Here is a 12,293-nt window from a genome sequence, read left to right as displayed (position 1 = left end):
ATACGTTATCGCGGGACGTATTGCGTGTCCATTTCATATGATTTTCGCGGCCCGGATACGACCCAACGCACGTTCCAGCGCGGCCAGTCCTCGAAATCATAGGTCGCGTCATAGCTGTCAGGTGTGCAATCATGGTGATCGGCAACCTGCTGCAAACCTAGTTTCAACCGATGAAAATACCGTCCGTCGTCGAAATGTATCGCGATCCCATCACGATCCGCGTGCCACATATAGCGCCGGGTCCCCTTCATCTCGGCCTGACCGGGAATGCGCAGCGTGACCTCTTCGTCATAGACCAATCCGTGATCGGCGCGGCGCAGAACGGCTGTTCCGTCAGCCTGCACCACCTGCCCTGCCCGCGCATCGCGGATTGTCCGGGTTAAGGTCCATTGGCCTTCAAAATCAAACAAATCGCCGGGTGCGTTCATTCGGACAGATACCCATCCGTGATTTCGCCATTGTCATCAATGGAGCGAATGATCAAACCACTTTGCAAAACGTCATAACAAGCCCACAGCTCGGACGGGGGCCAGGTCGAGCAATACCTGTCCTCTCGCACCGCCCAACGTCCAGCACTGGGTCGCCCCGAGAAGTAATGCGTCACTCCGCTTGCTTCGAAGTTCTGCGTTACGCCCTCTGCGTAGCTGAGTGTCTGCCCGGCCAACGTCGACTGAATCTCATCTCCGGTCAGCGGCCAGAACTCGGTCGCGGCGGCAAAACCGGGCCAGAGAGCCAAAATCAGGGCAAACCGTCTCATCTGCGCACTCGCACCTTGTTCCTGTGGCGGGTCGGGTTTAAACCCCGCCGCAACGCCTCCTGCCAAATCACAATAAGGTGCCGCTGCCAATGATTCCACGTTATTCCCGCCCTGAAATGGTTGCCATCTGGTCGCCCGAAAGCAAGTTCCGCATCTGGTATGAGATCGAAGCCCATGCCTGTGACGCCATGGCCGATCTGGGCGTGATCCCGCGCGAAAACGCCGAGGCAGTGTGGAAAGCCAAGGATGTGGAGTTCGACGTAGCACGGATTGATGAAATCGAAGCCGTCACCAAACATGACGTCATCGCCTTTCTGACCCACCTGGCCGAACATGTCGGCAGTGAAGAGGCACGCTTTGTGCATCAGGGCATGACCTCGTCCGACGTGCTGGACACCTGCCTGAACGTGCAGCTGACTCGCGCCGCCGACCTGCTGATCGCCGATCTCGAAGGTCTGCTAGCCGCCCTGAAACGCCGCGCGATCGAACATAAGAACACCGTACGCATCGGCCGCAGCCACGGCATCCACGCCGAGCCCACCACCATGGGTCTGACCTTCGCGCGTTTCTACGCCGAGATGGACCGCAACCTGTCCCGGATGCGCGACGCGCGGGCCGAGATTGCAACCGGCGCAATCAGCGGCGCGGTCGGCACCTTTGCCAATGTCGATCCCGCAGTCGAGGAACATGTCTGCGACAAGCTTGGTCTGGTGCCCGAGCCGATCAGCACGCAGGTCATCCCCCGCGACCGACACGCGGCCTTTTTTGCCACGTTGGGCGTGATCGCCAGCAGCATCGAAAACATCGCTATCGAAATCCGCCATATGCAGCGGACCGAGGTGCTGGAAGGGGCCGAGTTCTTCTCGATGGGCCAAAAAGGCTCGTCTGCTATGCCGCATAAGAAGAACCCTGTCCTAACCGAAAACCTGACTGGTCTGGCGCGCATGGTCCGCGCCGCCGTGATCCCCGCGATGGAGAACGTAGCGCTTTGGCACGAACGCGATATCTCACATTCCTCGGTTGAGCGAATGATTGGCCCGGATGCGACGATCACGCTGGACTTTGCGCTGGCCCGTCTGACCGGTGTGATCGACAAGATGCTGATCTTCCCTGAAAACATGCTGGAGAACATGAACAAGTTCCCCGGTCTGGTCATGAGCCAACGGGTTCTGCTGGCCCTGACCCAAGCGGGCGTCAGCCGCGAAGACGCCTATGCCATGGTTCAGCGCAACGCGTTGAAGGTTTGGGAACATCGCACTGATTTCAAAGAAGAACTTCTGGCCGATGCGGATGTCACTGCTGCCCTCAGCCCCGCCGAGATCGAAGAGAAATTCGACCTTGGTTATCACACCAAACATGTAGACACGATCTTCGCCCGCGTCTTCGGCGAGTAAGCTGACTATTATCAATCCTTTCAAAGGCCCGGACTGCATTGGCGGATCCGGGCCTTGTTCTTTTGAAAATTCGACCAAATTCAGATAGTATGCTTGTGTATTTCCAATCAGGAGAAACACAATGATCCGATCTCTTATCTGCGCGTTGGCGCTGGCAAGTTCGACCACCGCCGCTTTGGCTTGCGGTGCGCACACGGAACAAACACAGTCCTGTGCGCCCGGAACCTCTTGGGACGCGGTAAGCCACAGCTGTAAAGAAAACGTCAGCGGCTAAGAAATTATTTCCTACTCGTGAATAAAAGCGAGCCTGCGGTTGTTAGCTTTTTGTCAGATCGCACTATGATTGATCAGAACAGCCCAGAGAACGGAGTAGGAATATGCGCCTCGTACTAGCTTCTGCCATTGCCTTTCAGGCATTTGCATTCGCACCCGCCGTATATGCAGCGGGTGGAAACGACACCCGTCCCCCCAAAACAACGAACACGACAAAGAAATGCCTGTTTGGTCGGGTGTATGACAAAGACCGTGGCCGTTGCGTAAAGCCCGACAAAACCAGCTTTTCGGAAGACGAACTGTATAGTGCAGTGCGCGAACTAGCGTATGACGGACAATTTGAAAATGCCCAAAGCATTCTGCGCATCATGGATCAGGACGATGATCGCGTGCAGACCTATTGGGGCTTTACCTTTCGCAAGATGGGTAAGCTGGAACTGGCAAATGCCTATTACCAGGACGCCATCAAGACGAACCCTGACAACATTCTTGCTCGGTCCTACATGGCGCAGGGCTTTGTGGCCGCGGGTAAAACTGATCTAGCCATCGAACAATGGCGCGAGATCAAGGCACGCGGTGGTGAGGGTACTTGGGCCGAGGCATCCCTGCGCGAGGCGATCCGCACCGGGCTGACCTTCAACTACTAAGCTTCAGCTTTTCTTTACCCGACTCTCTGTAGTCTGCCTGCGGAACAGCAATTTGGCACCGCAGGCAGATGCAGGACACAAACACATTGATACAGGTGGCACCGGGGGCCACACCTTCCGCAAGCGACAGTGTTGACGATGCCCCGCGCGTTGTACCACGCGCACTCAGCGGCCGGGAAAAGGCTGCCGTCGTTGTCAGGCTATTGCTGAACGAAGGGGCCGACATTCCGCTGGAGGAGCTTCCCGACGAGCTACAGGAAAAACTGACTCATCAGCTGGGGCAAATGGGGCTGGTGGATCGCGTAACACTGGACGCCGTCGCTGCCGAGTTCGCCGAGGCTCTGGAAAGTATCGGCTTGTCCTTCCCTCACGGATTGGCGGGCGCATTGGACGCCGTGAACGGCAAGATCGCTCCGGCAACAGCGGCACGATTGCGCAGAGTGGCCGGTGTACGCCAAGTCGGTGATCCGTGGCAGCGTCTCAGGGAAATTCCGGCCGAAGATCTGGCTCAGATCGCGCAGGCCGAAAGCATCGAAATCGCCGCTGTCATGCTGTCCAAACTGGAAACCGCCAAGGCTGCGCAAATGCTGGGGCATCTGCCCGGCCCCGTGGCGCGGCGCATCACTTACGCCGTGTCCAAAACCACCAATATCACGCCCGAGGCTGTTGAACGGATTGGCTGGTCTCTGGCGGCGCAGCTTGATCAACGACCAGCAACCGCCTTTAACGAAGGGCCCGGAGAACGGGTCGGCGCTATCCTAAATCAATCTGCGGCCTCTACCCGCGAAGGCCTGCTAACGGCATTGGACGAAGAAGATTCCGATTTTGCCAGCCTTGTGCGACAATCGATTTTCACCTTTGCTCATATCCCTGCCCGCATCTTGCCTAGGGATGTTCCCGCAGTCTTGCGGGGTGTCGACCAAACCGTGCTTGTCACCGCTCTTGCAGGGGCCGATACCGAAGGCGACAAGGCCTCGGTCGAATATCTTCTGACCAACATGTCTTCGCGGATGGCAGACAATCTGCGCGAGGAAATGGCTGAGCGCGGCAAGGTCAAGCAGGCAGAGGGTGAAGACGCCATGACACAAATTGTCGGGGCCATTCGCGCCCTGGTAAACGACGGTGCGATCTCTTTAGTGGAAGACGAAACCGAAGAATGACCCCGCCTTCAGCGTGTTTCGCTGGACGCTTGTGGTTGCGACCGTCGGCTTGTATGTCTGACATCCAATTCGAAGCAGCCGCCGAGACCCCGAATGCCCGTTGAAAAGTCTGAACTCAGCCGTTTTGAGCTTGGCAAATACTATGTGACCGGTCTTTTTCTGAGGGGCCTAATCGGCGCAATGCGGCTGTTGCCCTACGAGCGGCGGATAGCAACCATGGGCGCACTCATGCGCGCTCTGGCACCTATGGTCGGCTTTACAAAACGCGTGAGCACCAACCTCAAGCTGACCTGCCCAGAGCTGCCGGAAGAAGAGGTCAGCCGGATCTGCAAGGCAGTACCCGACAACGCTGGGCGCGCAATCATGGAGCATTTTTCACCCGAAGGCTTCACCGAACGCCAAAGCCACGCCAAGATTTCTGGTCCTGGTATCGCCGCGTTTGACGACGCGGTTGCACATGGCAAGCCGGTGATGATGATCACGGCGCATTTTGGGCATTACCTTGCCGCGCGGATAGCCCTACAAACCCGCAGCGGGCAACCCATTGGATGCCTGTATCGCCGTATGGCGAATCCGTACTTCAACGATATGTATGTCGATGCTTTCTACAAAACCGGTGCCCCGATGTTCGAACAGGGTCGCCGAGGAATGGTCGAGATGGTTCGCACGCTTAAGAAAGGCGGGATCATTGCGATTGTGTCCGATCTCCACGCGCATGGCGGTGAAGAGTTGACGTTTTTCGGAAAACCCGCTGTCACCTCGGTACTGAATGCGGAATTGGCGATGAAATACAACGCCGTTTTGATCCCTTGTTATGCTGTACGCCAACCTAACGGTATTGATTTCGAAATCGTGCTGCACGACCCTGTCGAGCACACCGACCCCAAAACAATGACCCAGTTCACCAATGACGACCTTGAGGCCATGGTTCGCAAGAACATGGGTCAGTGGTTCTGGATTCACCGCCGGTGGAAAACCTGGAATGGGCTGGGGGTCCAGCCCGAGGACATGCCCTGATTACTTGACCTTAGCCGCCGCAACAATCGGGCCGTGACCGGCCATCTGCACCAGAACGACTGCAGGCAAATCCGATGTCAGCTGAGCCGAAAACTGCTGCGGCGCGACCCCATCCCATTTCCCGGCCATCTGCCAGGATTCGACCACATTGGCATAGTCAAGCTCATGCCCCGCCAGCTCTCCGCGACGGATCGAGGCATGGCGCATGGGTGAATACTGGACCACCCGCACGTCGTAGGTCCCGCCACCTGGCAGGTCGACTGGGGTGACATCCACAGTCACTTCGTTTCCAACACGTGCAGCTACGACCTCGGCCTCGGGCGCGGCGGTCAGATGGGCGTCGATGATCCGTTCAAGCTCTTGCGATTTCGCGCCGACAACATCTTGCTGACCGTTGATGACCATCTGCGGCGTGTAAATCATCGAGCGCCCCCCCCAACGGGCATAGGCCCGCTGGCGCAAGGTGTGGTCGGGCTTGGCATATTCATCCTCCCAACCGATGTAATCCCAGTAATCCACATGCAGGGCCAGACCGATCACATCATCGCGCTTGACCAGCTCGTGCATCAGCTTGTCGGCAGGCGGGCAGGACGAACAACCTTGTGAGGTGAACAGCTCGATCACGACCGGGTCGCTTTCGGCCGCTACAGGAGCGGTCAAAACAAGTGAAAGCAAAGAGGCAATGGCGGCGGTTCTGATCATATCTGACCTCGGGCTGATAACTATTATGTCTGGATGCGATAACCTGCGTGAATGGTGTACCATTCTTTGCGCTTCACCCACCAATCAAGGTTTCTTGAGAAACCGCAATAGAAGCCTCTTGAATTGCATACCACCGCATACAAAATAAATGAGAAGGGTTTCCTGCGCCCATACAGGAAACAATCATGCTACAGAAAACCCATAGCGAATCCCAATTTCCAAGTCATTTGAGAGGGAGGCCACCTGATGCCCATCAAAACCGGACAGGACACCGCCAAGACACGCCGCAGTCTAAGCGTGAATGGCAAGTCCATTGCCTATTATTCAATCCCCGCCGCGCAAGAGGCCGGGCTTGGCGATTTCTCGCGCTTGCCTGCCGCTCTGAAAGTGGTGCTGGAAAATATGCTGCGGTTCGAGGATGCGGGCTTTTCCGTCTCGGTCGATGACATCAAGGCGTTTGGCGAATGGGCCAGCAATGGCGGCAAAAACCCTCGCGAGATCGCCTATCGCCCGGCCCGCGTGTTGATGCAGGATTTCACCGGCGTTCCCGCGGTGGTCGATTTGGCTGCGATGCGCGACGGGATCAAGGGCTTGGGCGGTGACGCGCAAAAGATCAACCCGCTGAACCCGGTCGATCTGGTCATCGACCACTCGGTCATGATTGACGAATTCGGCAACCCGCGCGCGTTCCAGATGAATGTGGACCGCGAGTATCAACGCAATATGGAACGCTACCAGTTCCTGAAATGGGGCCAGTCGGCGTTCAACAACTTCCGCGTTGTACCCCCCGGCACCGGCATCTGTCATCAGGTGAACCTTGAATATCTGGCCCAAACCGTCTGGACGGACACCGACCAAAACGGGGATGAGGTCGCCTACCCTGACACGCTGGTCGGCACCGACAGCCACACCACGATGGTCAACGGCATGGCCGTTTTGGGCTGGGGCGTCGGCGGGATTGAGGCCGAGGCCGCGATGCTGGGTCAGCCGATCTCGATGCTGATCCCCGAGGTTGTGGGCTTTGAGCTGACCGGCGCAATGGTCGAAGGCACCACCGGCACCGATCTGGTTTTGAAAGTCGTCGAGATGCTGCGCGAAAAGGGCGTGGTGGGCAAATTCGTCGAGTTCTTTGGCGAAGGTCTGGACCGTCTGCCGCTGGCCGACCGAGCGACCATTGCGAACATGGCGCCGGAATATGGTGCGACCTGCGGGTTCTTCCCGATCGACGGCGAGACCCTGCGCTATATGCGTAATACCGGCCGGGATGAAGATCGTCTGGCGCTGGTTGAAGCCTATGCCAGGGAAAACGGGCTCTGGCGGGATGAGAATTACAACCCGATCTACACCGACACGCTGAGCCTGGATATGGGCACCATCGTTCCGGCAATCTCGGGGCCCAAACGGCCGCAGGACTACGTCGCCCTGACCGACGCCAAATCTGCGTTCGAGCGTGAAATGGCCGAGACGTTCAAGCGCCCGATGGGCAAGGAAGTGCCTGTCAAAGGCGAAGACTACACGCTGGAATCGGGCAAGGTCGTGATCGCCTCGATCACCTCTTGTACCAACACCTCGAACCCCTATGTGATGATCGGCGCGGGACTTGTGGCGCGTAAGGCCGCCGCGCTGGGGCTGGACCGCAAGCCATGGGTCAAAACTTCCCTCGCACCCGGGTCGCAGGTTGTGTCGGCCTATCTTGAGGCCGCCGGTCTACAGGCCGATTTGGACAAGATCGGCTTTAACCTTGTAGGCTATGGCTGCACCACCTGTATTGGCAACTCGGGGCCCATCCAGAAAGAACTGTCCGAGGCAATTGCCGAGGGCGATCTGGTCGCCACCTCGGTCCTATCGGGCAACCGCAACTTTGAGGGGCGGATTTCGCCGGATGTGCGCGCCAACTATCTGGCCTCACCGCCGCTGGTGGTGGTCTATGCGCTTGCAGGAACGATGGATATCGACCTGACCTCGGAACCGATTGGACAGGACAACGACGGCAACGACGTCTTCATGAAAGACATCTGGCCAACCCAAAGCGAGATTGCCGAGCTGGTGCAGCAGACCGTCACCCGCGAGGCGTTCCAATCGAAATATGCCGATGTCTTCAAAGGCGATGAGAAATGGCAAGACGTCGAGGTGCCCCAGCAGGAAACCTATGACTGGCCGCCCACATCGACCTATATCCAGAACCCGCCCTATTTTCAGGGCATGAGCCCAGAACCGGGAACAATCTCGAACATCGACGGGGCCAAGGTGCTGCTGATCCTTGGCGATATGGTGACGACCGACCACATCTCGCCCGCCGGGTCATTTGCCACGCAGACGCCTGCGGGCAAATATCTGACCGACCGTCAGGTGCAACCGCGCGAGTTCAACTCCTACGGGTCGCGCCGGGGTAATCACGAGGTCATGATGCGCGGCACCTTCGCCAATATCCGCATCAAGAACGAGATGCTGGATGGCGTCGAGGGCGGCTACACCAAGGGGCCGGATGGTCAGCAGACCTCGGTCTATGAGGCGTCGATGGCCTATCAGGCGCAGGGAACGCCGCTGGTGGTCTTTGGCGGTGAGCAATATGGCGCAGGCTCCAGCCGCGACTGGGCCGCCAAGGGGACTGCTTTGCTGGGTGTTAAGGCGGTGATCGCCGAAAGCTTTGAGCGTATCCACCGCTCGAACCTTGTGGGGATGGGTGTTATTCCGCTGGAATTCACCGGCGGCGATACCCGCAAGTCGCTGGGTCTGACGGGGGATGAGACGGTCTCGATCACCGGGCTGGACAGTGTTGAGCCGCTGCAAGAGGTGCCCTGCACCATCACCTATGCGGACGGGTCCGAGAAGACCATCACCTTGAAATGCCGCATCGATACCGCGCCCGAGATCGAATACATCGAGAACGGTGGTGTGCTGCAATATGTGCTGCGGAACCTCGCCAAAGTGGGGTGATCTAAGGCCAGGTTTGAAACCAGAAAGGACGCCAGCAGGCGTCCTTTTTTGCTTTACGAGGCTCTGCCCCCCGCTCCGAAATGTTTTTGAGCAGAAGAAGGGGCGGGTTCTAGTTGGCTGCCGCCTTTTCCAAAGCCGGGCGGATCGTACTTTCGATCACCCGCTGCGTGATCGGACCGGCAAAGCGCAGGATGATCGTACCCTCGCCGTTGATCACATAGGTTTCCGGCACGCCGTAGACGCCCCAGTCCAGCCCCATGCGGCCCTGTTCATCTCGTCCAATCCCCGCATAGGGATCACCCAGTTCAGCCAGGAAACCTTCGGCATTGTCCAACTGGTCCTTGTAGTTGATGCCGTAGACCGGGATGCCTTCGTCGGACAGCGCCTGCAGGTTCGGATGCTCAACCCGGCAGGGCGCGCACCAACTGGCCCAATAGTTGACCAGCTTGACTTCACCATCGCGCAGGGTGGCATCGTCGAAATTTGGCTTGCCCTCGAACTGTGTCAATACAACCGGCGGCGCGGGTTGTCCTTCGCGGGCTGAGGGGAGCGCGTTCGGATCGTCGCGAAACATTCCTACGGCGGCCAGCACGGCGAACGCCCCAAAGATCAGCGGTGGCGCAACCATCAGAGGTGAGATTTTAGCCATTGCGCGTCATCCTTTGCTCGACCTTCTCCATTTCGGCGCGGACTTTTCGGCCTCGCATCACGCTGAACACGATCAACGCGACCAGCAAAGCAATCGAGACGACATAGGACCACATCACCGTGTCGGCGTATTTTCCAAGATCAGGGATCATCCGTTTACCCTTTCTCGCGCCAGCAGCGCCTTAATCCGGCGCGCGCGGATCTCCGTACCCGTGCGATACAGCACCAGCGCGATGAACAGCAGGACAAATCCGATCATACACAGAAGCAGCGGATAGAAATATATATTGCTGACCTTTTCCTCGGTATCTGCACCGGTCACTGCGGCAGCCCGCATCACGGACGCACCCTGATGTAGCCCCTGATTCCAGAAATTCACCGCATAGCGGCTGAGGAGCGCAAAGACGGATCCCACTAGACACAGAACCGAGGTCAGATCGGCGGCGGTATCCGGGTCTTCGATCGCTTCCCACAAGGCGACGTAGCCCAGGTAGAACAGGAACAGGATCAGGAATGAGGTCAGGCGCGGATCCCAGGCCCACCACGTGCCCCACATTGGCTGACCCCAGATTGCACCGGTTGCCAACGCGATCAGCGTCATGACGATACCGATGGGGGCGGCAGCGCGCGCAGCCAATGCGCTGACATGGTGGCGACGCACCAGCCAAACCAGCGAGGTCGCCAACATCATCAGCCAGCAATTGATCGCCATCAGCGCTGCGGGAACATGCAAGTAGATGATCTTGACGGTTGATCCTTGCTTGTAATCATCAGGTGTGAAGAAGAACCCCCAGATCAGCCCCACGACGATGCAGGCGATGGACGTGATCCAGAAAAACGGCATCACCCGTTCACTGGTGGAAAGGAATTTGCGCGGATTGGCGTATTCCCAGAGGGCGTTGGCTTTGGCTGCGATAGACATGGGCCTTATCTAGTCCGAGTCGGGCGTGTTCTCAATTGACCTCAGTCAAAGTTTGAGCACGTCACCGAAGGTTGATACGCAAAACGGCGGCGCTGGCAAACGGCAGCAGCGCAATAGTGGCGGCAGTGATCCCCGCCAGCATGAGCAGTGGGGTCTGGGTTTCCATCCCCGTGGCGCCTCGACGGGCGACTTCGGCGCCGAAGATCAGCGTGGGGACGTACAGCGGCAGGACCAGCAGCGACAGCAGCAAACCGCCACGCTTCAGGCCGACGGTCAGCGCGGCGCCGAAGGTGCCGATGACGCTCATGGCCGGGGTGCCGATCAGCAGCGAGATCACCAGCCACGAGAACCCCGGCACCGGCAGGTTCAGCAGCACGCCCAGAAAAGGCGCGGCCAGTACCAGTGGCAGGCCGGTGGTCAGCCAATGGGCCAACGCCTTGATCGTGACCACCGATTCCAGTGGCAGTGGTGCCGTGGCCAGCAGGTCGAGCGAGCCGTCCTCCCAATCCAGCGCCAGCAGGCGGTCCAACGACAGCAGGCAGGCCAGCAGAGCGCCCAGCCACAGGATACCCGGAGCGATGGTCGAGAGCAGCGAGGATTGCGGCCCCACTGAGAACGGCACCAATACGGTGACAATCAGGAAGAAGGCTAGACCAAGGCCGAACCCGCCGCCCGCACGCAGCGCCAGTTTAAGGTCCCGCAGCAGAAGGGCTATCACAGGAAACCTCCGTCGAAGTCGTCGATGGGTTTGGGTTTGGCCTTGTTGGGGCCGACATCCAGAACTTCTCCGTCCAGGCCGAGGTCGATATGGGTGGCAATCAGGGCCGAGCCCCCTTGCCCCAGATGCGTGCGTACCGCGTCGGCGAACATCTTCACCGCGTTTTGGTCCAGCGAGACGGTCGGTTCGTCCAGCATCCAGATCGGCCGCCCCGTAACCAGCATCCGCGCCAGCCCGAGACGCCGCTTCTGCCCAGCCGACAGGTTGCCCGCGTGGCGGTCGGCCAGATCATTCAGGGCAAAAGCGTCCAGCGCGGGCTGGATGCCTTGAGTTCCAAATACCGAGGCCCAGAAGTTAAGGTTCTCAACAACCGTCAACGTGGGTTTCAGCCCGTCGGAATGCGAGGCATAGGCGATCTGATCCTCGGCCCCTTCAATGCGCCCTTGCAACGGAGGCTGTAGCCCGGCCAGCGTACGCAGAAGAGTGGTCTTGCCGATTCCGTTTGGCCCACGCAGGATCAGCGCTTTGCCGGCAGGCAGCGTAAAGCTGAGCCCTTCGAGCACGGGAATGCCGCCACGGGTGATGGCCAGATCGGTCACGGTCAGTGTCATAGCGCCCGCTTAACGGATTGTGGAGGCGGACAAAAGGTGGGAATTGCCGCAGAGCTTTGACGGTGGCTTTGTGTGGTCAGGTCAGGAGTGAGGGGCCAGCCCCTCACGCTCCCCGAGGTATTTATGGCCAGATGAAGGAGGATCCTTCAGACAGGGAGTGCGGCCATCGCGATACGGCGACCCTCAGAAAGCAACACATTGTAGCTGCGGCAGGCGGCCGGAGAATTCATGATCTCGACGCCGATGCCTGCGTCTTCGAGCGTACGGCGCAGGGTGGCCGAGATATGGGTCAGCTCGGCACCGGTGCCGATGAACAGCACGTCGATATGATCGGCAAGGTTTAGCAGAGGTGTTTGGTCGTCATACCCGTTCCACCCGGTTGTTCCGTTTGGGCCGGTTAGAACCGGACCATCGTGGACCTGTCCGCCGATGCGAAAAAAGCCGGGGCCGTAGCCGTCTATCGGGGTGGCGTTGGTATAGGTGATCTCGTTAAGGCGCATAGAGGGT

General features: G+C 58.7%; 15 protein-coding genes. 6 read left to right on the top strand and 9 right to left on the bottom strand.

Annotation, left to right across the window (positions count from 1 at the left end):
* Window positions 1-5: 5 nt before the first annotated feature.
* Window positions 6-428 carry a DUF6314 family protein gene (locus tag AC2FF7_RS12010; RefSeq protein WP_480865815.1) on the bottom strand — a complete coding sequence of 141 codons (423 nt, stop codon included), beginning with the start codon at window positions 426-428 and terminating at the stop codon, window positions 6-8.
* Window positions 425-757, bottom strand: coding sequence for a hypothetical protein (locus AC2FF7_RS12005; protein ID WP_496905682.1), 333 nt, complete (start codon window positions 755-757; stop codon window positions 425-427). The genes AC2FF7_RS12010 and AC2FF7_RS12005 overlap by 4 nt, the downstream gene beginning before the upstream one ends.
* Window positions 758-846: 89 nt before the next feature.
* Between AC2FF7_RS12005 and purB the strand changes: the two genes are divergently transcribed.
* The 5 genes from purB (at window position 847) to AC2FF7_RS11980 (ending at window position 5,248) form a co-directional block, all read left to right on the top strand.
* Window positions 847-2,151 carry an adenylosuccinate lyase gene (gene purB, locus AC2FF7_RS12000; protein ID WP_170752536.1) on the top strand — a complete coding sequence of 435 codons (1,305 nt, stop codon included), beginning with the start codon at window positions 847-849 and terminating at the stop codon, window positions 2,149-2,151.
* 121 nt (window positions 2,152-2,272) lie between these two features.
* Window positions 2,273-2,425 (top strand): adenylosuccinate lyase, encoded by a 153-nt coding sequence (locus AC2FF7_RS11995; RefSeq protein ID WP_170752535.1) that lies wholly within the window; start codon window positions 2,273-2,275, stop codon window positions 2,423-2,425.
* A 103-nt stretch (window positions 2,426-2,528) separates the two neighbouring features.
* Window positions 2,529-3,071: a tetratricopeptide repeat protein gene (locus tag AC2FF7_RS11990; RefSeq protein WP_480865819.1), complete on the top strand. Its 543-nt coding sequence runs from the start codon at window positions 2,529-2,531 to the stop codon at window positions 3,069-3,071.
* Between the two features lie 68 nt (window positions 3,072-3,139).
* Complete coding sequence (locus AC2FF7_RS11985) at window positions 3,140-4,231, top strand: flagellar motor switch protein FliG (protein ID WP_496905681.1); 1,092 nt, start codon at window positions 3,140-3,142, stop codon at window positions 4,229-4,231.
* 93 nt (window positions 4,232-4,324) lie between these two features.
* Complete coding sequence (locus AC2FF7_RS11980; protein ID WP_480865823.1) at window positions 4,325-5,248, top strand: lysophospholipid acyltransferase family protein; 924 nt, start codon at window positions 4,325-4,327, stop codon at window positions 5,246-5,248.
* Here the strand turns inward: AC2FF7_RS11980 and AC2FF7_RS11975 are convergent, their stop codons facing one another.
* On the bottom strand, window positions 5,249-5,950 hold the full coding sequence (locus tag AC2FF7_RS11975) for a DUF1223 domain-containing protein (RefSeq protein ID WP_480865825.1): 702 nt from the start codon (window positions 5,948-5,950) through the stop codon (window positions 5,249-5,251).
* 246 nt (window positions 5,951-6,196) lie between these two features.
* On the opposite strand from AC2FF7_RS11975, the gene acnA reads away from it, so the two are divergent.
* A complete protein-coding gene (acnA, locus tag AC2FF7_RS11970) occupies window positions 6,197-8,887 on the top strand; it encodes an aconitate hydratase AcnA (RefSeq protein WP_496905680.1) in 2,691 nt (896 codons plus the stop codon).
* A 109-nt stretch (window positions 8,888-8,996) separates the two neighbouring features.
* Here the strand turns inward: acnA and AC2FF7_RS11965 are convergent, their stop codons facing one another.
* The 6 genes from AC2FF7_RS11965 to AC2FF7_RS11940 all read right to left on the bottom strand — a co-directional run bounded on the left by AC2FF7_RS11965 (window position 8,997) and on the right by AC2FF7_RS11940 (window position 12,286).
* Window positions 8,997-9,536, bottom strand: a complete 540-nt coding sequence (locus AC2FF7_RS11965) for a DsbE family thiol:disulfide interchange protein (protein WP_170752530.1) — start codon at window positions 9,534-9,536, stop codon at window positions 8,997-8,999.
* Complete coding sequence (gene ccmD, locus AC2FF7_RS11960) at window positions 9,529-9,687, bottom strand: heme exporter protein CcmD (protein ID WP_170354552.1); 159 nt, start codon at window positions 9,685-9,687, stop codon at window positions 9,529-9,531. The genes AC2FF7_RS11965 and ccmD overlap by 8 nt, the downstream gene beginning before the upstream one ends.
* Window positions 9,684-10,457: a heme ABC transporter permease gene (locus AC2FF7_RS11955; RefSeq protein WP_480865829.1), complete on the bottom strand. Its 774-nt coding sequence runs from the start codon at window positions 10,455-10,457 to the stop codon at window positions 9,684-9,686. The genes ccmD and AC2FF7_RS11955 overlap by 4 nt, the downstream gene beginning before the upstream one ends.
* Before the next feature lie 61 nt (window positions 10,458-10,518).
* On the bottom strand, window positions 10,519-11,175 hold the full coding sequence (ccmB, locus tag AC2FF7_RS11950; protein ID WP_170354554.1) for a heme exporter protein CcmB: 657 nt from the start codon (window positions 11,173-11,175) through the stop codon (window positions 10,519-10,521).
* Window positions 11,172-11,786 (bottom strand): heme ABC exporter ATP-binding protein CcmA, encoded by a 615-nt coding sequence (ccmA, locus tag AC2FF7_RS11945; RefSeq protein ID WP_170354555.1) that lies wholly within the window; start codon window positions 11,784-11,786, stop codon window positions 11,172-11,174. Before ccmA ends, ccmB begins: the two co-directional genes overlap by 4 nt.
* Window positions 11,787-11,932: 146 nt before the next feature.
* Entirely contained in the window at window positions 11,933-12,286 is a 354-nt protein-coding gene (locus AC2FF7_RS11940) for an Mth938-like domain-containing protein (protein ID WP_480865830.1), read from the bottom strand.
* Window positions 12,287-12,293: the final 7 nt, after the last annotated feature.

This window comes from Ruegeria sp. YTSC325 (genome assembly GCF_059609525.1).
Note: the sequence above shows the minus strand (reverse complement) of the source record. Positions and strands in the feature narration are given on the sequence as shown.